General features: G+C 73.2%; 17 protein-coding genes. 10 read left to right on the top strand and 7 right to left on the bottom strand.

Features of this window, described 5'->3' with window-relative positions:
- Nucleotides 1-156 precede the first annotated feature (156 nt).
- From ACQEVJ_RS21380 to ACQEVJ_RS21360, 5 genes are read left to right on the top strand one after another with little or no spacing between them, the layout of a single operon-like run.
- Nucleotides 157-1,041, top strand: a complete 885-nt coding sequence (locus ACQEVJ_RS21380; protein ID WP_433103634.1) for an ABC transporter substrate-binding protein — start codon at nt 157-159, stop codon at nt 1,039-1,041.
- Nucleotides 1,032-2,003, top strand: coding sequence for an amino acid ABC transporter permease (locus tag ACQEVJ_RS21375; protein WP_433103632.1), 972 nt, complete (start codon nt 1,032-1,034; stop codon nt 2,001-2,003). Before ACQEVJ_RS21380 ends, ACQEVJ_RS21375 begins: the two co-directional genes overlap by 10 nt.
- Before the next feature lie 17 nt (nt 2,004-2,020).
- Nucleotides 2,021-2,773, top strand: coding sequence for an amino acid ABC transporter ATP-binding protein (locus tag ACQEVJ_RS21370; protein WP_433112869.1), 753 nt, complete (start codon nt 2,021-2,023; stop codon nt 2,771-2,773).
- Nucleotides 2,770-4,377: an N-acyl-D-amino-acid deacylase family protein gene (locus ACQEVJ_RS21365; protein ID WP_433103630.1), complete on the top strand. Its 1,608-nt coding sequence runs from the start codon at nt 2,770-2,772 to the stop codon at nt 4,375-4,377. The genes ACQEVJ_RS21370 and ACQEVJ_RS21365 overlap by 4 nt, the downstream gene beginning before the upstream one ends.
- Nucleotides 4,378-4,414: 37 nt before the next feature.
- Complete coding sequence (locus tag ACQEVJ_RS21360) at nt 4,415-5,233, top strand: serine hydrolase (RefSeq protein ID WP_433103628.1); 819 nt, start codon at nt 4,415-4,417, stop codon at nt 5,231-5,233.
- Between the two features lie 24 nt (nt 5,234-5,257).
- On the opposite strand, the gene atzF is transcribed toward ACQEVJ_RS21360, so the two are convergent.
- The 4 genes from atzF to ACQEVJ_RS21340 are packed head-to-tail and all read right to left on the bottom strand — an operon-like array spanning nt 5,258 to nt 11,841.
- Nucleotides 5,258-6,925 carry an allophanate hydrolase gene (gene atzF, locus ACQEVJ_RS21355; RefSeq protein WP_433103626.1) on the bottom strand — a complete coding sequence of 556 codons (1,668 nt, stop codon included), beginning with the start codon at nt 6,923-6,925 and terminating at the stop codon, nt 5,258-5,260.
- Nucleotides 6,918-10,436, bottom strand: a complete 3,519-nt coding sequence (locus tag ACQEVJ_RS21350; RefSeq protein WP_433103624.1) for a 5-oxoprolinase/urea amidolyase family protein — start codon at nt 10,434-10,436, stop codon at nt 6,918-6,920. Before ACQEVJ_RS21350 ends, atzF begins: the two co-directional genes overlap by 8 nt.
- Nucleotides 10,433-11,029 (bottom strand): urea amidolyase associated protein UAAP2, encoded by a 597-nt coding sequence (locus ACQEVJ_RS21345; RefSeq protein WP_433103622.1) that lies wholly within the window; start codon nt 11,027-11,029, stop codon nt 10,433-10,435. The genes ACQEVJ_RS21350 and ACQEVJ_RS21345 overlap by 4 nt, the downstream gene beginning before the upstream one ends.
- Nucleotides 11,026-11,841 (bottom strand): urea amidolyase associated protein UAAP1, encoded by an 816-nt coding sequence (locus ACQEVJ_RS21340; RefSeq protein ID WP_433103620.1) that lies wholly within the window; start codon nt 11,839-11,841, stop codon nt 11,026-11,028. Before ACQEVJ_RS21340 ends, ACQEVJ_RS21345 begins: the two co-directional genes overlap by 4 nt.
- Nucleotides 11,842-12,034: 193 nt before the next feature.
- On the opposite strand from ACQEVJ_RS21340, the gene ACQEVJ_RS21335 reads away from it, so the two are divergent.
- A complete protein-coding gene (locus ACQEVJ_RS21335; protein WP_433103618.1) occupies nt 12,035-12,712 on the top strand; it encodes a TetR/AcrR family transcriptional regulator in 678 nt (225 codons plus the stop codon).
- On the opposite strand, the gene ACQEVJ_RS21330 is transcribed toward ACQEVJ_RS21335, so the two are convergent.
- Nucleotides 12,644-14,191, bottom strand: coding sequence for an amino acid permease (locus ACQEVJ_RS21330; RefSeq protein ID WP_433103616.1), 1,548 nt, complete (start codon nt 14,189-14,191; stop codon nt 12,644-12,646). The genes ACQEVJ_RS21335 and ACQEVJ_RS21330 overlap by 69 nt on opposite strands.
- A 219-nt stretch (nt 14,192-14,410) precedes the next feature.
- Between ACQEVJ_RS21330 and ACQEVJ_RS21325 the strand changes: the two genes are divergently transcribed.
- Together ACQEVJ_RS21325 and ACQEVJ_RS21320 are read left to right on the top strand one after the other, a co-directional pair.
- Nucleotides 14,411-15,322 carry a LysR family transcriptional regulator gene (locus tag ACQEVJ_RS21325; protein ID WP_433103614.1) on the top strand — a complete coding sequence of 304 codons (912 nt, stop codon included), beginning with the start codon at nt 14,411-14,413 and terminating at the stop codon, nt 15,320-15,322.
- A gap of 73 nt (nt 15,323-15,395) precedes the next feature.
- Complete coding sequence (locus ACQEVJ_RS21320) at nt 15,396-16,598, top strand: NAD(P)/FAD-dependent oxidoreductase (protein WP_433103612.1); 1,203 nt, start codon at nt 15,396-15,398, stop codon at nt 16,596-16,598.
- A gap of 45 nt (nt 16,599-16,643) precedes the next feature.
- Here the strand turns inward: ACQEVJ_RS21320 and ACQEVJ_RS21315 are convergent, their stop codons facing one another.
- The gene (locus tag ACQEVJ_RS21315; RefSeq protein WP_193206233.1) at nt 16,644-17,111 is read right to left on the bottom strand and encodes an SPW repeat protein; all 468 of its coding nucleotides are present in this window, start codon (nt 17,109-17,111) and stop codon (nt 16,644-16,646) included.
- Nucleotides 17,112-17,338: 227 nt separating this feature from the next.
- Between ACQEVJ_RS21315 and ACQEVJ_RS21310 the strand changes: the two genes are divergently transcribed.
- On the top strand, nt 17,339-18,259 hold the full coding sequence (locus ACQEVJ_RS21310) for a DMT family transporter (RefSeq protein WP_433103610.1): 921 nt from the start codon (nt 17,339-17,341) through the stop codon (nt 18,257-18,259).
- On the opposite strand, the gene ACQEVJ_RS21305 is transcribed toward ACQEVJ_RS21310, so the two are convergent.
- The gene (locus ACQEVJ_RS21305; protein WP_433103608.1) at nt 18,168-19,325 is read right to left on the bottom strand and encodes an MGDG synthase family glycosyltransferase; all 1,158 of its coding nucleotides are present in this window, start codon (nt 19,323-19,325) and stop codon (nt 18,168-18,170) included. The genes ACQEVJ_RS21310 and ACQEVJ_RS21305 overlap by 92 nt on opposite strands.
- Nucleotides 19,326-19,387: 62 nt before the next feature.
- Between ACQEVJ_RS21305 and ACQEVJ_RS21300 the strand changes: the two genes are divergently transcribed.
- Complete coding sequence (locus ACQEVJ_RS21300) at nt 19,388-20,158, top strand: polysaccharide deacetylase family protein (protein ID WP_433103606.1); 771 nt, start codon at nt 19,388-19,390, stop codon at nt 20,156-20,158.
- The last annotated feature ends 103 nt before the right edge of the window (nt 20,159-20,261 follow it).

The raw sequence follows: 20,261 nt of genomic DNA, 5'->3' as shown, positions 1-20,261 counted from the left end.
GATCACAACTTGCGGGTCGCTTGGATCCGGCTGCGCCGCACTCCACCCACGAGCATCGAAATCTTCGACGCTGAGGACCACAAGCGTTCACGACTGTTACGCCCGTTACCTCCCGTCGCCAGCATAAGCTCAATCGTTCGCAAAACAGGAGGTTCCATGACAAAGCGCCTATATGTGGCCATAGTCGGCGCGCTGGTCGTGTCGGCGCTCGCCGGCGGCTGCGGGCGTTCGTCGTCGGGGACCGCCGCGGGCGAGAACGCGGCGGCGACGACGGGCAAGACCGCGAAGGACCTGGTCCCCGAGGACGTGCGCAAGACGGGCACGCTGCGGGTCGCCACGTCGGAGGGCTACCCCCCGATGGAGATGTACAAGGAGGGCACCCAGGAGCTCACCGGTGTCGACCCCGACCTCGGCGCCGCCATCGCGGCCAAGCTCGGGCTGAAGTTCTCGATCACCAACGCGGCCTTCGACGGGCTCATCCCCGGCCTTCAGGGCGGGCGCTGGGACATCGTGATGTCCTCGATGAGCGACACCGAGGAGCGGCGCGCGGCGGTCGACTTCATCGACTACTTCAACGCCGGTGGCGCCATCATGGTGAAGAAGGGCAACCCGGACGGCATCAAGACCCTCGATGACCTGTGCGGCCGCACGGTGGTGCTGGCCAAGGGCAGCTCCAACCTCGCCATCGGCGAGAAGCAGAACGAGAAGTGCGCCACGAAGATGAAGATCATGCAGAGCGAGGACGCGCCCACCGGCCTGCTCTCGATCGACTCCGGGCGCGCGGTCGCCACGATCGTGGACTACCCCGTCGCCGTCATGTACGCCAAGGACACCGGCAAGTACGACGTGCTGCCCGAGCAGTACGAGGCCGGCCCGTGGGGCATCGCCATCGACAAGCGCAAGACGGCGCTGCGCGACGCGATCGCCAAGGCGATGGAGGAGCTCCAGGCCGACGGCGGCTACACGTCCGTGCTGGACAAGTACGGCGTGACGGCCAACGCCGTCGACGGCGTCCTGGTCAACACCCAGCCGTGGAAGTGACCGGGGAGAAGGCGGCCGGCGTCGAGCTGCCGATCGAGGCCGTGCGCCCCGTACGGCCCGGCCGGTGGCTGGGGGCGGCCGTCGCCCTCCTCTTCCTGGCCTGGCTGGCCTACACGATCATCGTCAACGAGAACCTGCACTGGGACGTCATCGTCGACTACCTGGCCGACGGCAGGATCCTCGGCGGTCTGTGGGTCACGATCCAGCTCACCGTGCTGTCCATGGCCATCGGCCTGGCGCTGGGCGTGCTCGCCGCCGTCATGCAGCTGTCGGACAACCCGGTGCTGCGCGGCACCTCCGCGCTCTACACGTGGTTCTTCCGCGGCACGCCGCTGCTGGTGCAGCTGATCTTCTGGTTCAACATCGGGCTGGTCTTCCCGACCTTCGCGATCGGCGTGCCGTTCGGTGGGCCCAAGCTGATCGAGTGGCAGGCGAACTCGGTCATCACGCCGTTCACCGCGGCGCTGCTCGGCCTGGCCATCAACGAGGGCGCGTACATGGCGGAGATCGTCCGCGCGGGCATCCGCTCGGTCGACCCGGGCCAGCGGGAGGCGGCGGAGTCGCTCGGCATGTCGCACCGGCAGGTGCTGCGCCGCGTGGTGCTGCCGCAGGCCATGCGGGTGATCATCCCGCCGACCGGCAACCAGTTCATCTCGATGCTGAAGACCACCTCGATGGTCTCCGTGATCGCCGGGGCCGAGCTGCTGACCGTGGCGCAGCGCATCTACCTCGGCAACTTCGAGGTCATCGCGATGCTCGTGGTCGCCTCGATCTGGTACGTCGTGCTCACCACGATCGCGAGCATCGGGCAGCACTTCATCGAGAAGCGGTTCGAGCGCGGCCACGTGCGGCTGTCCTCCCGGGTCCGCCGCAACCTGTCGCCTCTGCCGTCCAAGGAGCCCCTGCCGTCCAAGGAGTCCCCGCCGTCCAAGGAGTCCCTGTCGTCGAAGGAGACCTCGTGAACGCGCAGGACCAGCCGATGGTGCGCATCCGCTCCGTCCGCAAGCGCTTCGGGTCGCTCGAGGTGCTCAAGGGCATCGACCTCGACGTCCCCGCCGGCGAGGTGGTGTGCGTCGTGGGCCCGTCGGGGTCGGGCAAGTCGACCCTGCTGCGCTGCGTCAACCGCCTGGAGACCATCGACTCGGGCCGGATCTGGGTGAACGGCGAGCTGATGGGCTACGCCGAGCGCGGCGACCGGTTGCACGCGCTGCGCCCCCAGGAGCTGTCCCGGCAGCGGCGCGGCATCGGCATGGTGTTCCAGCGCTTCCACCTGTTCCCGCACCGCACCGCGGTCGAGAACGTGATGGAGGGGCCGGTCACCGTGCTGGGCACGTCCGCCTCCCAGGCCAGGCGGCAGGCGCAGGAGCTGCTCGATCGGGTCGGCCTGGCCGACCGGGCCCACCACTACCCGGCCCAGCTGTCCGGCGGCCAGCAGCAGCGGGTGGCCATCGCCCGCAGCCTCGCCATGCGGCCCAGCCTGATGCTGTTCGACGAGCCGACCAGCGCCCTCGACCCCGAGCTGGTGCAGGAGGTGCTGGCCGTCATGCGGGACCTCGCGGCGACCGGCATGACCATGATGGTCGTCACCCACGAGATGAACTTCGCCCGTGAGGTCGGCGACCAGCTCGTGTTCATGGACGACGGCGTGATCGTCGAGCGCGGCGACCCGCGCGAGGTGCTCGCGGCGCCCCGCCACGAGCGGCTGCGCGCCTTCCTCGGGCAGGTCCAGTGAGCGGCTTCGACCTGCTCATCCGGAACGGCCTGCTGGTGGACGGCACCGGCCGTCCCGGCAGGCCCGCCGACGTCGGGGTCGCCGCCGGGCGGCTGACCGTGCTGGCCCCCGGCGAGGCCCCCCGTACGGGCGCGGCCGAGGTGATCGACGCGCGCGGACGCGTGGTCTCCCCCGGCTTCGTCGACGTGCACACGCACTCCGACGGCGTCACGCTGCTCGGCCCGTCCGGCGGCGGCTCCACACTGGTGCGGGCGTCGGTGCTGCAGGGTGTCACCACCGAGATCTGCGGCAACTGCGGGTCCAGCCTCTTCCCGGCCCTGCCGGAGCGGCTGCCCTCCATGCGGGCCGAGACCCGGATCACCTTCGGGGGCGACGTCGGTGTGTACGCCGACTTCGCGGGCTTCGCCGCCGCGCACGCCGAGGTGCCCCGGGCCAACCACCTGGCCTCGCTCGTCGGCCACGGCACGCTCCGCGCGGGCGTGCTCGGCCCCGTGGACCGCCCCGCCCGGCCCGACGAGCTGCACACGATGTGCGCGCTGCTCGACTCCTCCCTGGCGCAGGGCGCGGCCGGGCTGTCCACCGGGCTGATCTACACCCCGGGCTCCTACGCGGGCACCGACGAGGTGGTGGCGCTGGCGGCGGTGGCCGCCCGGCACGGCAAGCCGTACGTCACCCACCTGCGTGACGAGATGTCGCGCGTCGAGGAGGCGCTGGAGGAGGCGATCGAGATCTCTCGGCGCAGCGGCGCGGCGCTGCACGTCTCGCACCACAAGACCGCGGGCCGGTACGCCTGGGGCCGCACCGAGCGCACGCTGCCGCGCATCGCCGCGCTGCGCGCCGAGGGCATGGACGTCACCTGCGACGTCTACCCCTACACCGCGGGCAGCACGGCGCTGGCCGCCATGCTGCCGCCCTGGGCGAACGACGGCGGCCTGGGGGCGCTCACGGCGCGGCTCGGCGATCCCGCCCAGCGCGACCGGATGCGCCGCGCCATCGCGGAGGGCGTGCCCGGCTGGGAGAACACGGTCGGCAACGGCGGCTGGGACCGGATCTCGGTGGCGTGCGCGCCCCGCCATCCCCAGACCGAGGGCAGGACCATCGCCGACCTCGCGGCCTCGGCGGGCGCCGACCCCCTCGACGTGGCCGCCGACCTCCTGGTGGCCGAGGCCGGCGAGGTGACGATCATCAGTCACTCGATGATCGAGGAGGACGTGCGGCGGGTGCTGGCCGCGCCGTACGCGATGATCGGTTCTGACGGCGTGCCGAAGCCGGGCGGGCGCCCGCACCCGCGCTGGGCCGGGACGTTCCCCCGCGTGCTCGGCCACTACGTCCGGGAGCTGGGGCTGCTGCGGCTGGAGGAGGCGGTGCACAAGATGACCGGGATGGCCGCGGCGCGCTTCGGGCTGACCGGGCGCGGCATGATCCGCGACGGGGCGCACGCCGACCTGGTGGTCTTCGACCCCGCGACGGTGGCCGACCGGGCGACGTTCACCGACCCGCTGCTGCCGCCCGCCGGGATCGACGCGGTCGTCGCCGGCGGTGAGGTCGTGGTGCGCGGCGGCGAGGAGACCGGCGCCAGGCCGGGCACGGTGCTGGCGCTGTGACCCCGTGCAGGCCCGGCGAGAGCGGAAGGGAATGGACGTGAAGAATTCCGGCGAGCCGGTAGCGGTGCGGCTGGAGGAGGTGGCCGCCGCCTGCCCGGGCACGCTGGCCGTCTGCGTGCCCGGAGTGCTCGGCCTGAACGAGGACGCGGTGCTGCCGCTGGCCAGCACCGGCAAGGTGCTGCTGCTCGCCGCGCTGGCGCAGGACGTGGCGGCGGGCGTCGTGGACCCGGACGAGCGGGTGACGCTGCTCGACGAGGACTACGCGGGCGGGTCGGGCCTGCTGACCGGTCTGTCGGCCCGCGATTGGACGGCCGGCGACCTCGCGCTGCTCACCGCCGCCGTCAGCGACAACACCGCGACCAACGCGCTGCTGCGGCGGCTCGGACTCGGCCGGGTGGACGCGGCCGCCGCCGCGCTCGGGCTGGCCGTGACCCGGATCCACGACAAGATCCGCGAGCCCCGGCTCCCTGAGCATCCGCCGTCCTTCGCCACCGGGACGGCGCGTGAGCTGGCGGGCCTCATGCAGTCAGTGGCGTACGCGCGCGAGCCGTGGCAGCGGCTGCTGATCGGCTGGATGGCGCACAACACCGACCGTGCGCTGGTGCCCGCGCTGCTCCCGCACGAGCCCGAGGACCGCGAGCCGCCGGCGGCCCTGCCGTACGCCGCCGGGGTCTGGGTGGCGAACAAGACCGGCACGGACGCGGGGACCCGGGCCGACGTGGGCGTCCTGGCCGGGGCGCGGTGGGAGGGCTACGCCGTGCTCGCGCACGGGCCGGCGGGCCACGAGCACGCCCTGGTCCGGGCGATCCGGCAGGCGGGTCTCGCCGTCGCCGCCGCCGTCCTCCCGGCTGGGTGACAGGGGCGTGTCAGGGAGTAGGTGTCAGGCGTGGACCGCCGGGGATCGGAGGTAGGCGCGCCACCCCCCGTGCGCGGTGATGTCGGCCGCGTCCCGCAGCCCTTCCGGAGCGCAGAGGAAGCCGGGCGCGTTCGTGCCGTCGGCCAGTTCGACCTGGCCCAGCGTCATCGGGCGGGGAAGGGCCGCGAGCAGGCTGCCCAGCCCTTCGGCGGGAAGTTCCCACACCTCGCACTCGATGGCCGCACCGTTCTCGGGGACCCGGACGAGCCCGGGTTTGGGCGGGTCGGTGGTCAGGGCGTGCAGCCGGTAGCGCGCGGCGGTCCTGGTGGTGTCCAGCAGGCGGGCGCCGCGCGTGGTGAGCTCGTGGTTGAGCGGCTGTCCTGACAGGTGCGCGCCGATCACCGCCAGGCGGACGGCCGGCTGGAGCAGCCGGGCGATGGCGGCCAGGTCGTCGTCGGCGTGAGCCCGGCCGACCAGCATGACCGCGTACGGCAGCCCGTCCACCTGCCCGGCGGGTACGGCGAGAGCGCACATGTCGAAGAGGTTGACGAAGTTGGTGAAGCGGCCGAGGTCGCTGTTGACGCCGACGGGGTCGGCCGCGACCTGCGCCAGGGTGGGATGGCGGGGAGTGACCGGCAGGAGCAGGGCGTCGCGGTCGCCGAGCAGGGACAAGGCCCGCTCGCGCAGTGCCGCGAGCCGTTCCCGGTCGGCGAACAGGCGGTGGGCGGGCTGGTCGCGGGCCGCGGTGATGACGGAGGCGACGATGGGATCCAGATCCGGGCCGCCCCTGTCGACGAACGCGTCGACGAACGCGCCGACGGCGGTGTAACGCTCGGCGACGAACGCCCCCTGGTAGAGCAGCGCGGCGGCCTCCAGGAAGGGGGCGGGGTCGATCGGGCCGATCTCAGCGCTCGCCGAGGCCAGCCTGCCGGCCGTGGTCTCGAACGCCTCGGCCCAGCCCGGGGCCAGCGTGCCGAGGCCGGCGGTGGCGGGCACGGCCACCCGCCACGGCCCGGGGCGGCGAGCCGGACGGGATGCGGGCCGTATGGAAGGCCCGGTCATGAGGGCCAGGGCCCGCTGGGCCTCGGTGAGCGTGCGGGCGAAGACGCTGACGCAGTCCAGGCTGCGGCAGGCCGGGACCACGCCTTCGGTCGGGATCAGGCCGCGGGTGGGCTTGAGTCCGACGATCCCGTTGAAGGCGGCGGGGACCCGGCCCGAGCCCGCGGTGTCGGTGCCGAGCGCGAGGTCGGCCAGGCCGAGCGCGACGGCGACTGCCGAGCCGGAGCTGGATCCTCCGGAGATCCGGCCCGGGTGGGTGGCGGCGCGCACCGCGCCGTAGGGGCTGCGGGTGCCGACCAGCCCGGTGGCGAACTGGTCCATGTTGGTGGTGCCGAGCACGATCGCGCCGGCCGCGCGGAGCCGGGCCACGGCGGGGGCGTCGGCGTCCGGGTGGTAGGCGTAGGAGGGGCAGCCGGCGGTGGTCGGCAGTCCGGCCACGTCGATGTTGCCTTTGACGGCCAGCAGGCGGCCCGCGAGGGGAAGGTGTTCGCCGGCCGTCACCCGGGCGTCCACGGCGGCGGCGTCGGCCTCCACCTCGACCTGCGGCCGCAGGTCGATCCAGATCTCCGGACGGTCCGTCTCGGCGATCCGGGTGTAGGCCCTGCGGACCCGTTCCAGTGCCGTCTCAGCCACGATCACTCCTCAGCACCACCAGCGGGACGCCCGCCTCCACCTGGTCACCGGGGCCGACCAGGACCCGTGCGACCACGCCGTCGGCCGGGGCCAGGACGGCGGACTCCATCTTCATCGCCTCTAGCACGATCAGCGGCTGCCCTGCGGCGATCCGGCGGCCGGGCGTGACGCTGATCTGCCAGACGCTCGCGGTGAACTCCGCTTCCACCACTTCACAGCCCGGTGGCAGCTCCAGCTCGGTCTCGGCCGTGCTCTGGGGCTGCTCCGCCCGATCGAACTCGCCCGACGCCTGCCAGGCCGCGCGTTCGGCGGCGAAGGCGGCGGCCTGCCGTTCGCGGAAGGCCGCGATGGAGCCGGCGTGCTCGGCCAGGAAGCGCCGGTAGTCGGCGAGCCGGAACACTCCTTCTTCGATCTTGGGTTCGAGGCGCCCCGCCGCCAGGTCGGCGCGTAGTTCCAGCAGCTCTTCCCCCGTCACCGGATACCAGCGGATGCGGTCGAAGAAACGCAGCAGCCAGGGGGATCCGGGCTGGAACGCGCCGCGTTGCTGCCAGCTCGACCACACCTGCGTGGTACGGCCCACGAACTGGTAGCCGCCCGGTCCTTCCATCCCGTAGACGCACAGGTAGGCGCCGCCGATGCCGACGGAGTTCTCCGCGGTCCAGGTGCGGGCGGGGTTGTACTTGGTGGTGACCAGACGGTGCCGGGGGTCGAGCGGAGTGGCCACGGGAGCACCGAGATAGACGTCGCCGAGCCCGAGGACGAGGTACTCGGCGTCGAAGACGACGCGGTGGACCTCGGCCACGTCCTCCAGGCCGTTCACGCGGCGGATGAACTCGATGTTCGACGGGCACCAGGGTGCGTCGTCGCGCACTCCCGCCATGTAGCGGGCGATGGCCTCCCGGGTGGCGGGGTCGTCCCAGGACAGGGGAAGGTGGACGACGCGGCTGGGCACCTCCAGCTCTCCGGTGGGCGGCAGACCGGCCTCGATGCGGAGCAGTTCGGCCAGCAGGTCGCGCTGGGATAGCGCGGCGGGGTCGAGATGGATCTGGAGCGAGCGGATGCCGGGGGTGAGGTCGATCACGCCGGGCAGGTCGCGGGCGGTGAGCGCCTCCGACAGGGCGTGCACGCGCATGCGCAGGCCCAGGTCGAGCTCCATCGGCCCGTACTCGACGAGGATGTTGTCGTCCCCGCTTCGCCGGTAGGTGACGCGGGGCCGCTCGCCGCTCTCGGAGAGGCGGTGGAGCACGCCGCCGTCGCCGGGGGCGCCGATCGCGGGGGGCACGGGGACGAAGGTGACGGTGTCTCCGGGCCGCAGCTGGCCGAGTTTCCACCGTTCGGAGGTGACGACGGTGGCCGGGCAGACGAACCCGCCGAGTGAGGGGCCGTCGGGGCCGAGCACGACCGGCATGTCACCGGTGTAGTCCACGGCGCCCACCGAGTAGGGGGTGTCGTGGACGTTGGAGGGGTGCAGTCCCGCCTCGCCTCCGTCGCGGCGTGCCCAGCGCGGTTTGGGGCCGATCAGGCGGACTCCGGTGCGGGCGGAGTTGTGGTGGACCTTCCACTGAGCGGCGTAGAAGTCGTGGATGTCGTCGTCGGTGAAGAACTCGGGGTTCGCGTGCGGGCCCTCGACCACGCCGATCCGCCAGGCGTGCCCGAACTCGGGCCGCCCACCGGGATCGGCGCTGCCCTCCGCGAGGCGCCCGCCATGTAGGACGTCCCCGGCGCGCAGAGCCCGGCCGCCGTGTCCGCCGAACCCGCCGAGCGTGAACGTCGCGGCGCTGCCCAGGTAGGCGGGAACGTCGAACCCGCCCGCCGTCAGCAGGTAGACGCGCAGTCCCGGCCCTTCGGCTGCGCCGATGTCCAGCACGCCGCCGGCGGGCACGGTGACCGGCTCCCACTGGGGGACGGGCGTGCCGTCCACGGTGACGGGCGCGGGCGCACCGGTGACGCAGACGGTGGTGGCGTGGCTGAAGCGCAGCGCCGGGCCGCGCAACGTGCACTCCAGGCCGGGTGCGCCGGGGACGTTGCCCAGGGCGGTGTTGCCGTACCTGAAGGAGCGGTCGTCCATCGGTCCCGACGGCGGCACGCCCACCTGCCAGTAGCCGGTACGTCCCGGCCAGTCCTGGACGGTGGTGAGGGTGCCGGGCCGCACCACCTCGATGCGGCGGGAGCCGTCGGTGAGCCCGGCCAGGGTGGCGGTGCCGTGCGTGGCCGCCCGTACGGAAGGATCGCCCACGGCGGCGCGCAGGAGCCCGAGGTTGGTCTCGACGCCGTCGATCCTGGTCTCGGCCAGCGCAGCGGCCAGCCGGTCCAGGGCCTGGTCCCGGTCGGCGCCGCGCGCGACGACCTTGGCGAGCAGCGGGTCGTAGGCGCTGCTCACCTGGGTGCCCGTCTCCACCCAGCCGTCCACCCGCACGCCCGCGGGGAACGCGACGCGGGTGAGCAGGCCCGCGCTGGGCCGGTGGTCGCGGCTCGGGTCCTCGGCGTACACCCGGGCCTCGACGGCGTGGCCGGCGGCCGCGGGCGGGTTGCGCAGGGCGGCGTGCACGTGGCTCACGTCGCCCTGGGCCAGGCGCAGCATCCATTCGACCAGGTCGACGCCGTAGATCGCCTCGGTGACGGGGTGCTCCACCTGCAGGCGGGTGTTGACCTCCAGGAAGTACGGCTCGGCGCGCGCGGGGTCGTAGATGAACTCGACGGTGCCCGCCGACCGGTAGCGCACCGAGGCGCACAGGCCGGCGGCGCTGTCGGCGAGCCTGGCCCGCACCAGCGGCGGCAGGCCGGGGGCGGGGGCCTCCTCCAGCACCTTCTGGTGACGCCGCTGCAGCGAGCAGTCGCGGTCGCCGAACGTGACGACGTCGCCCATGCCGTCGCCGAAGACCTGGACCTCGACATGCCGGCCGCCCTCGACCAGGCGTTCCAGGAACAGCCCGGCCGAGGCGAAGCTGGCGGCGGCCGTGCGCTCGACGCTTTGCCACGCCTGGGCCAGCTCGCCGGCGTCCCGGCAGGCGCGCATGCCGATGCCGCCGCCTCCGCCGGTGGCCTTGAGCATGATCGGGTAACCGATGTCCTGCGCGGCGCTCAGGGCCGCGTCCAGGTCCGGAAGCAGGCCGGTGCCGGGGAGCAGGGGCACGCCGGCCCGCTCGGCGGCGGCGCGGGCGGTGTGCTTGGCGCCGAACAGGTCGAGCTGCTCGGGGGTGGGCCCGACGAAGGCCAGGCCGGCGGCTTCGACCCGGCGCGCGAAGGCGGCGTCCTCGGACAGGAAACCGTAGCCGGGGTGGACGGCGTCCGCGCCGCTGTCCAGGGCGGCGTGGAGCACCCGGTCGGCGTCCAGGTAGCTCTCCCGGGCGGGAGCGGGGCCGAGCCGTACGGCGTGGTCGGCCAGGCGGACGTGGGCGGCGCCCCGGTCGGCGTCGGAGTAGACGGCGACCGTGCGCAGGCCCAGGCGGCGGGCGGTGGCGATGACGCGGACGGCGATCTCGCCCCGGTTGGCGATGAGGAGGGTGTTCATCGGACCGTCATCCGCACGGGCGTGGGGTCGAAGCCGTTGCACGGGTTGTTGATCTGCGGGCAGTTGGAGACCAGGACCAGCACGTCGGTCTCGGCACGCAGGGTGACGGCGAGGCCGGGAGCGGAGATGCCGTCCACGATGCCGAGCGTGCCGTCGGGTTCGACCGGGACGTTCATGAACCAGTTGATGTTGCTGACCAGGTCGCGTTTGCCGAGCCCGTGGCGGCTGCCCTCGATGAGGAAGTTCTCGACGCAGGCGTGCTGGGAGTAGGTGTGGTGTCCGTAGCGCAGCGTGTTGGACTCCTTGGAACAGGCGCCGCCGACGGTGTCGTGGCGGCCGCAGGTGTCCGCGACGACGGTCATCAGCGGGGTGTGCTCGTTGGACAGCAGCACGCTGCCGGTGGTGAGGAAGATGGTGCCCTGGGCCTGGATGGTGTCGGGGGCGCTGTAGCGGACGGCGGTGTCGTGCGCGTCGTACAGCAGGCAGTCGACGGCCTGGTTGCCGCCGAGGTCGGTGATGGTCAGCTCCTGCCCTGTGCGGATGATCGCCGACCAGGGGGCGCGGGCGGGCACGGTCATGTCCAGCACGGTCATCGGGTCACCTCGGCGGTGTTGAGGAAGGCGCGGCGGCCTTCGGGGCCGGCCTGCCACAGGGGGTCGCCGGGGGCGGTGGGCCGGGCGCGCCAGGCCAGGACCTCCAGCGGGGTGCAGGTGTAGGCGGGGCGCGGGTCGATGGGGTGTGCGGTGTTGGCGATGAGCACGGTCAGCGGCATTTCGGCGCGCAGGATGACGGACGCCCCGGGCCCGGCGGAGCCGGTGAAGGTCAGGTCGCCGTCGGGACCGACCCTGACCCCCTGGAAGAAGGAGATCGACGGGGGCAGGTCCCGGGGCTGAAGCCCGTGCTTGGCGGCGGCCAGCTTGAACAGCTCGCGTCCGGCGGGAGCGGAGCCGTGCGGGGAGCCGTCGCCGTAGCGTTCGATGTTGCGCCGCAGGGTGGAGGCCCCGCACATGGTGTCGTGACGGCCGGAGGTGTCGGCGACCACGGAGGCCAGCACGCGGCCCTGGTCCGACAGCAGCAGGTGGCCTTCGCCGAGATAGGCGTTCCACAGCACCTTGACGGTGTCGGCGACGTTGAGCCGTTCCCAGGGGCGGCCCTCGACGTAGAGCAGCAGGTGCGCGCAGGCGTCGCCGGCCAGGTCGGTGAGGCGCAGCTCGGTGCCCCGGGCCAGCACCTTGTGGGTGTAGCCGCCCCCGGCGACGGTCTCGGCCCACACGAGGTGGGCGGGGTCGACGCCGCCGGGCGGGGTGGGCCAGTCCGAGGCCGGGAGCACCGGCATGGTGTCGCTTGTGATGCCCTCCTGGGCTCGGGCGTGCTCGCGCGCGCCGTACGTCGTGCTGGTCGCCATGACGCGTTCTCCTCGGGGGATGAATTTCTGTCGCTCGACAGAAATTAGGCGGCGTGTGTTTCCGCTCACGCGCCCCTGGGTTTCCCGCCTGTAACCGGAAACGCACAGCCGCGGCGGCCGGTCGGAGGTGTGCGAGGATCGTGCGGTGAGTGCCCGTTCAACCGTGCCGAGTTCAACCGTGCCGAGTTCAACCGTGCCCAGTTCCAGCGTGCGAAGAGTCGGCAGGCCGCGAGCCGTTGCGCGGCCGAGAAGTGAGCTGAGCCCGCGGGAGGAGATCCTGACGGCGGCGGCGGAGTTGTTCACGACGCACGGCTACGCCGCGACCTCGACGAGGGCGATGGCCGAACGGGCCGGGATCAGGCAGGCGTCGATCTACCACTATTTCGACGGCAAGGAGGACATCCTCGCCGAACTGCTGGAAAGCACGGTGCGGCCCTCGCTGGAGACCGCCCGTGCCCTTACCGGCGGCACGCCGGAACAGCGGCTGTGGAAGCTGTGCCACTGCGACGCCAGGCTGTTGTGCTCGGGCCCGCACAACCTGGGCGCGCTCTACCTCCTGCCCGAGGTGCGCACCGAGCGGTTCGCCGCCTTCCGCCGCATGCGCGGCGAGCTCAAGGACGCCTACGCGCGGCTGCTGGCGGCCACCTCCGCCGGTGGGGTGCTGACGCCCGCCGACCGGGCGCTGCGCACCGATCTGCTGTTCGCGCTGATCGAGGGCGTCATCCTGATCCGCAGGGACACCCCGGGCGAGATTGCCGCCGACGTCCTCGAGACGCTGGCGGCCGCCACCGCCGACGCGGCGCTACGCCTGGCCGGGGTTCCCGACCGGGATCTGCCCGGCCTGCGCAAGACGGGCCGAGGGCCGGCGTAGCCGCCGGTAGAGCGCGCCCAGAGCCACGACCGCCGCCAGGAAGATCAGGGTGAACCACTGGAAGAACCAGTGGCCGGTGATCGGGGCGTACACCTCGGCCCTCGGCCAGGCCAGGTTGATCATCATCGCCAGGCCGTAGCAGAAGGCCAGCGCGTTGACCGGTAGGCCCCAGCGGCCCATGCTGAACAGCCGGCTGCCGTCCTCGGCGAACCCGGCCGGCGCTCCGCCCCGCCAGCCGCCGCGCAGGCGCTGGAGCAGCAGAGGGCCCGTCACCATCGCGTACGCCAGGTAGAGCAGCACGATGCAGGTGGTGCCGATAGCCAGGAACGCCTCGGGAGAGGCGAAATCGAGCAGCAGGATGCCCGCCGCGGCCACCCCGGTGACCAGCGCGGGCCCGGTCGGCATCCCGGTACGCGGCGAGACCCTGGACAGCGCGCCCGACAAGGGCATCATCCCGTCGCGCGCCATGGAGAACACCATCCTGGTGGCGGCGGTCTGGATCGCCATGGTCGCCACGGTGATCGCCAGCACCACGTCGGCCAGCAGCAGCTTGCCCACCCAGTCGCCCAGGCTGCTGGTGAGCACGTAGGACAGGCCCTCGGCGGCCAGCCTCCCGTCGGTCAGGCTGGGAGCGGCGAGCAGACCGGCGAACAGGATGAGCCCCCCGAGCACCCCGGCCGTCGTGAGCGCGGTCAGGATGGTGCGCGGGGCGACTCGCCGAGGGCTGCGGGTCTCCTCGCTCAGCTCGCCCGCGCTGTCGAACCCGATGAGGACGTAGGCGGCGGTGAACGAGCCGACCAGCAGCGCGCCGATGGCTCCGCCCTGCCCGCCGGTGCTGAAGGTGACACCAGGACCGTGCTCGGCGTGGGTGAGCAGCAGCACGACGATGAGCACCGCGCCGACGATCTCGGCGGAGACGCCGATGCTGTTGATCCGTGCCAGGACGCGGTTGTCGACGATGTTCACGGTCGTGGTGAACGCGAGCAGGACAAGGCCGAGGACCGCGGCGTTGGCCGCTCCCGTGGCGGTGGTGGGCGCGGGGTCGCCGCCGACGAGCTGGAAGCCCGGCCAGATCGCGGGCAGCACCACCTGCAGGGCGAGCGCCGCGGCGGCGATCACGACGATCTGCCCGAGAATCATGATCCACCCGGCGAACCAGCCGAACGTCGCCGTGCTGAGCCGGGTGGACCACTGATAGATGGCGCCGGAGATCGGGTAGCGGGCGGCCAGTTCGGCGAAGCAGAGGGCGACCAGGATCTGTCCGGCCAGCACGACGGGCCAGGTCCAGAAGAATGCCGGGCCGCCGAAGGCATACCCGAAGGCGAAGAACTGGAAGACCGTGGTCAGCACGGAGATGAACGAGAAGCCGGCGGCGAAGGAGGCATACCTGCCCATGCTGCGGTGCAGCTCCTGGCGGTAGCCGAACGTCTGCAGGGCGCTCTCGTCGGTGGGGGGCGAGGGAGGGACGGTGACGGCCATCGGAGCTCCGGGCGCTGGGGGGAATTTCTGTCGGTTGACAGTTATGTACGGGGCGGTCGTTTCCGCGTCGTCACGGGCGCGTTCATCCGCCGTAACGCATCCCTCACCGCTTGCAGCAGAGGGGGCATTGGCCGGAAGCAGTCGCACGACCGTCTCCACGCCCGCATACGACCAGGTCCGACGCCGGGTTGCCGATGCTGAGTCACCGATACTGGGGGGATGCTCAGCAGCCACCGCCTCAAGGTGCTCCTGGAGGTCTTCAGAACCGGGAGCATCGCCGGAGCCGCCAAGTCCCTGCGGCTGTCGCCCTCCGCCGTCTCCCACCAGCTCGCCCGGCTGGAGGAGGAGGCGGGGGTCGGGCTGGTGGAGCGGGCCGCGCACAGCCTGCGGCTGACCGCGGCGGGCCACCGCCTGGCGGGACGGGCCCAGGAGGTGCTCGACCTCATCGAATCCGCCGAGAAGGACCTGCTCGCCCAGGCTCGGGCGGACGCCGGGCAGCTGCGCATCGGGTTCTTCGCCTCGGCCGGCTACCGGCTGCTGCCGATGGCGCTGTCGTCCTTCACCGCGCGCCACCCGGGCGTCGAGCTCGACCTGGTGCTCGGCCAGCCGCACGAGCTGCTGCCCGACGTCGAACGCGGCGAGCTGGACGTGCTGGTCGTGTTCGAGCACGCGCTGGATCCCTGGAAGGCGCCGAAGGGCGTCGAGGTCGTCCACCTGTTCGACGAGCCGCAGCTCCTCGTCATGCCGCTCGGCCACCCGGCGGGGCACCGCCCCCGCGTACGGCTGACCGACCTGGCCGACGAGCCGTGGATCACCACGTTCGGCACCGAGACCCCGGTGTCGGTGCTGGAGCGGGCCGGCGCCCTGGAAGGGATCACGCCCACCATCCGCTGCCGCAGCGACCACTACGAGGTGACGCTCGGCCTGGTCCGGGCCGGGCTCGGCGTCGCCCTCGTGCCGAGCCTCGGCGTGCAGGGCGCGGCGGGCATCCAGGTGTGCCAGGTGGAGGGGCACAAGCTCTACCGGCGGGTGGGCGCCGCCCTGCGCCCGACCAATCCCAATCCCGCGCTGCGCGCGTTCGTCGACTACCTCAGGGACGCCTCGGCCCGCCTCAGCGTCACCCTTCGCTAGGTTGACACAGTGTCACGATTGTCCGCTTTTTGTGGCCATGGGTGGGGCTGGCGGTTCGCCGCGCGTCACGGACATGCTCGTCAGCGGCGCGGAACAGCCGGACGAACGGGGGTCGAGGGACGTGCGGTGCACGGTAGTCGGGGCCGGGGCCTGGGGTCTGTCCGCCGCGGCCGAGCTGTCCGCGCGGGGCCACCGGGTCACGCTGGTGGAACGCCACGGGATAGGCAACGCGCTGTCCTCCTCCCGTGGACCGACGCGGTTGTGGCGGCTGGCCGACCCGGACCCGCTGAAGATCCGGCTGTCCCTGCGCGCCGGGGACGCCATGCGGCGTCTGGAGCGCCTGACGGCGACGACGGTGCACCTGCGCCGGGGGCTGCTGTGGCGGGACACGGAGTCGCTGGTCCATCTGACGGCGGCGCTGCGCGCCGCGCGCCTGCCCTTCACCGAGGTGGAGGCGGCGGACGTCGGCCGGTTCTTCCCCGGCCTGGCGGGCGACGGCCGCGACGCGGTGTTCCAGGCGGACGCCGGCGTGGTGCTCGCCGAGGCGTACCTGACGGCTCAGGCGGAGCGGTTCCGGGCCGGCGGCGGACGCCTGCTCACGGGGGAGGCGGTCGCCGTGGACGCCGCGGCGCAGCGGCCGGAGGTCCGCCTGGCCGACGGCACCACGCTGACCGGTGACGCGGTCGTGGTCGCCGCGGGCCCCGGCACTCCCCCGCTGCTCTCCTCTCTGGGCGTGACGGTGCCGCTCAGGCCGTACCTCGAACAGGTGGTCCACTACGCCGGAATCGAGCCGTCCGCGCGGGTGCCCGGCCTGATCGACGGGCCCGTCCAGGACGGCCCGGCCGTGTACGCCATGCCCACCCCGGGCATCGGCTACAAGGCCGGGCTGGACGCGCCGCTGCGGCCGCTGGAGCCGGGCGACGACGACCGCACTCCGGACCCGGGGCGGACCGCCGAACTGACCCGCCGCGTCGCGGCCATGTTCCCGGGCGTGACGCCGAGGGTCGTGGACGAGCAGGTGTGCAGCTGGACCGACTCGCCCGACGGCCGGTTCGTCATCGACAGGGTCGGCCGCGCCACGGTGCTGGCCTGCGGCGACAGCGGCGAGGGCTTCAAGTACGCCGCGCTCGTCGGCGACGTGCTCGCCGACCTGGCGGAGGGCCGGCCGCCGGACGACGACATCTCGGCCCTCTCGCTCGCGCGCCTGGCCGCGGTTCCGGACGATCCCGGCCGGGCGCCGACCGCCCTCGGGCGGACGTCCGTCCCGGACGCCTAGAAGCCGCGCCCGGCCCACCGGAAGGTGGGCCGGGCGCCTGTTCCATCACCAGTTGCCGAGCCTGCGCGCGCTCCGCTCGCCCCGCTCGTGCCGGCGGAACGCCTGTGCCATCGCCAGCGCGGCGGCGCCGAGCGCGAAGATCACGATGCCGATCGCGACGTTGTTCCAGAGAGTCGTCGCCGTGGCCTCAGCTCCCGCGCGCAGCACAAGCGGCGAGATGACGGCCCACACGCCGAGCAGCGGGAGAAGCCACCCCATGCCGTAGGTGCGCCCGAAGGCGGACGCGAGCCCGAGAGCAAGGGCGCTGATCACAAGGCCGGTGATCAGGTTGTTGACGGTCATGCCCCGGAATCCGAAGAACCCGATGATCCACGGCGAGAGGGCCAGATACAGGCCGGCCAGGAAGGCTAGCCCCTCCAACACCTGGGCGGGGGCCGTCGAGCCCGCCCGATCGTAGGTCTGGCGCAGTTCGCTGACGTCGGGATGACGCTCGAGGCCGGTGGGTCCAACCATGTCTGGTTCCGCCTTTCCTGCTGCGTGCGTTTGTGCTGACGGCCATACCCTCTTAAATCTCGGCATTCTCGATTTCGATTAATATTCCCGTATTTATTCGTCAATTACCGGATAAATACGTTTCAGAGCGTCCAAGGCGACATGCGGCGGGAATGGCCGGGGAGGGTACCCATAGGGCCTCGAAGGGATGGCCCGCAACGAGAGGCCGGAGACGGGGCGCTGGGGTCATGATCGCTGTTGTCCTGGCGGTGCTCGCCGCGGCGGCCAACGCCGTCGCGTCCGTACTGCAGCGCCGGGCCGCCCGCAGCGCCCCAGCCGACGAGGCGTTCCGGCTCGGCCTGATCTTTGACCTCGTACGCCGGCCCGCCTGGCTGGGCGGCATCGGCGCTCTCATGGCGGGCTTCCTGCTGCAGGCGGCCGCCCTCACGAACGGAGGGCTCGCGCTCGTCCAGCCCCTGCTCGTCGCGGAACTGCCGATCACGATGCTCCTGGCGGGCCGGATGTTCCGGATTCGCGTAGCCCCCAAAACGTGGCTGGCCGTCGGCGCGGTGACGGCCGGCCTGGCCGGATTCCTCGCGGCGGCGTCACCGGCCCCCGGTCACCGGCTGCCCGGCCTGCTGACCTGGGTGATCTCGGCGGGCGTGACCGCCGGGCTCCTCGCCTGCTGTGTGGCCGTCGCGATCGCCAGCGGCGGACCCGCCCGCGCGGTGCTGCTCGGGGTCGCCGCCGGCCTCGGCTTCGCCTACACCGCCGTCCTCATGAAGCGCACGGTGGAGGAGCTGCCGGGAGGCGCGCGGACGCTCGCCGGCTCCTGGTCGCTCTGGGCCATGGTGGCCGCCGGTCTGTGCAGCCTGTTCCTCCTGCAGAACGCCCTGCACAGCGGTCCGCTCGTCGCCGTGCAACCCGCTCTGACCGTGACCGACCCCGTGGCGAGCACGGCGTACGGCGTGGCGATGTTCGGCGAGGAGATCCGCACCGGCCCCTGGGTGGTGCCCGAGCTGTCGGGCATGGCCCTCATCCTGTACGGCAGCATGCTGCTGTCGAAATACGCGCCGCTCAGGGAGCAGGCTCGCATGGCCGGGGCACGGCGTCACCCGGGAGCAGGAGGAGGTCGGGGAGGAGGAGGGACTCGGCCGGCGCCGAGGTGAACAGGGCGCCCGCCCGCGCGGTGAGCGCGGCCCGCCCGGGCAGGCCGGGTTCGAGCCGGTCGAGCGCCCTCAGCAGGTCCGCGCGGCGCCGCGCGTGGACGCTCACCCCGGCGCGCGCCATCGCGAGCACGCCGTCCCTGCCGTGGCCGGGGATGGGGCGGTAGGTGACGACCGGCACTCCCGCCGCGAACGCCTCCCTGCAGGTCACCCCGCCCGCGTTGTCGACCAGCGCGTAGGCGGAGGCGAGCAGGTCCGCCAGGTCGTCCCGCCAGCCGAGGGCGGCCCCCGCTCCGGCTCCGGCGAGCATGCGCCCGAGGCGGCGGCGCAGCCGCTCGTTGCGCCCGCACAGCACGACGGGCGCGTACCGGCCCGAGCGGGCCAGGAGCCGGGCGGTCGCCGCGACCCCGCCGACCCCCCAGGACCCCGCGCACACGAGCACGATCCGGTCGCCGTCCCGCAGGCCGATCCGGGCCCGGACGTCCGCCGCCGCGCCGGCACCCCTCTTCGCACCGGCACCCCGCGCCGCGAACCCGGGGCGGACGATCGGGGCGCAGCGGAAGGCCGGGCGGCCGACGGCGGCCGTCACGGCGAGGGCCGTGGCCGTGTCCGGGCACAGGTAGCGGTCGTTGCCGGGGTGCAGCCAGAGGCGGTGCACGGCGAAGTCGGTCAGCACGACCACGCTCGGCACGGCCAGCCGCCCCCGCGCCCGCAGGTGCCCGGCGGCCTGCGCGGCCACGTGGAAGACCGGCACCACCAGGGAGGGCCGGGCGCGGCGCACCGCCCGGGCCAGCCCGGCCGCGGCCACGACCGTCAGCGGCGAGGTGGAGGGGGCCCGCCGGGAGACGAAGAAGACGCGGTAGACCAGCGCGTACAGCCACGGCGCCCGCAGCATCACCCCGCGGTACCACCACCGCAGGAGCGCGCCCAGCCGCAGCGGCAGCAGGGCGAGCACGTCCACGACCTCCGCGCGGGCACCGGCGGCGGTCAGACGGCGGGCCAGTTCGGCGGCCACGGCGTCGTGGCCCGCTCCCATCGACGCGCTGACGATCAATGCCTTGTCTCTCATGGCCCTCCTTCACCGGCGGGCCCCTGGCGGCCACGGCACGGCGTGGCGGACACTGGAATGCGATGAGACCTCACGCGCTCGTCGTCGCCGGGCTGGCCCTGCTCCACGCCGGGCCGGGGGCGACCTGGCTGCCCCCGGTCCGCCGCCTGCTGCCGTCCCTCGCGGGCGAGGGCGATCCCGGGCACGTGGCGCTGACCTTCGACGACGGGCCCGACCCGCGCTCGACCCCGCTGTTCCTCGACGAGCTGGACCGGCTCGGGGTCCGGGCGACCTTCTTCCTCCTCGGCGAGATGCTCGACCGCCACCCCGAGGTCGGGCGGAGCATCGCCCGGGCCGGTCACGAGGTGGCCGTGCACGGCTGGCGGCACGACAACGCCCTGGTCACCCGGCCGGGCAGGGTCGCGGCGGAGATGGGCAGGGCCGCGCGCCTCGTCGCCGCCGTCACCGGCGCACACCCCTCGTGGTATCGCCCGCCCTACGGCGTGCTGAGCGCCGAGGCGCTGCTCGCGGCCCGGTGGCACGGCCTGCGGCCGGTGCTGTGGACGGCCTGGGGCGAGGACTGGACGGAACGGGCCACGCCCGGCTCGGTGCTGAGCACCCTGGAGCCCGGCCTGCGCGGCGGGGCGACGCTGCTGCTGCACGACTGCGACCACACCTCCGCCCCGGGTTCCTGGCGCTCGGCGCTGGGCGCGCTCGCCGGCGTGGTCGGGCGCTGCCGCGCCGCGGGGCTCCGTGTCGGACCGCTCGGCGCCCACGGCGTGGGTGTACCCGGCGGCGCGCGGCCCCACCGGCTCCCGGTCCCGGCAAGCTTTTACCTGACACCGGAAGCATAAAAAGCAGGGAAAAGGGCGGCTCGCTCTCAGCGTGCTTCTCGACCACGTTTTTACCGTTTTTTCCGGGCATCGCCCGGTCGCCGACGCTGCTTTTCCTCCAGAG

This window comes from Microbispora sp. CA-102843, assembly GCF_050936215.1.
In the GTDB taxonomy this organism is placed as follows: domain Bacteria; phylum Actinomycetota; class Actinomycetes; order Streptosporangiales; family Streptosporangiaceae; genus Microbispora.
Note: the sequence above shows the minus strand (reverse complement) of the source record. Positions and strands in the feature narration are given on the sequence as shown.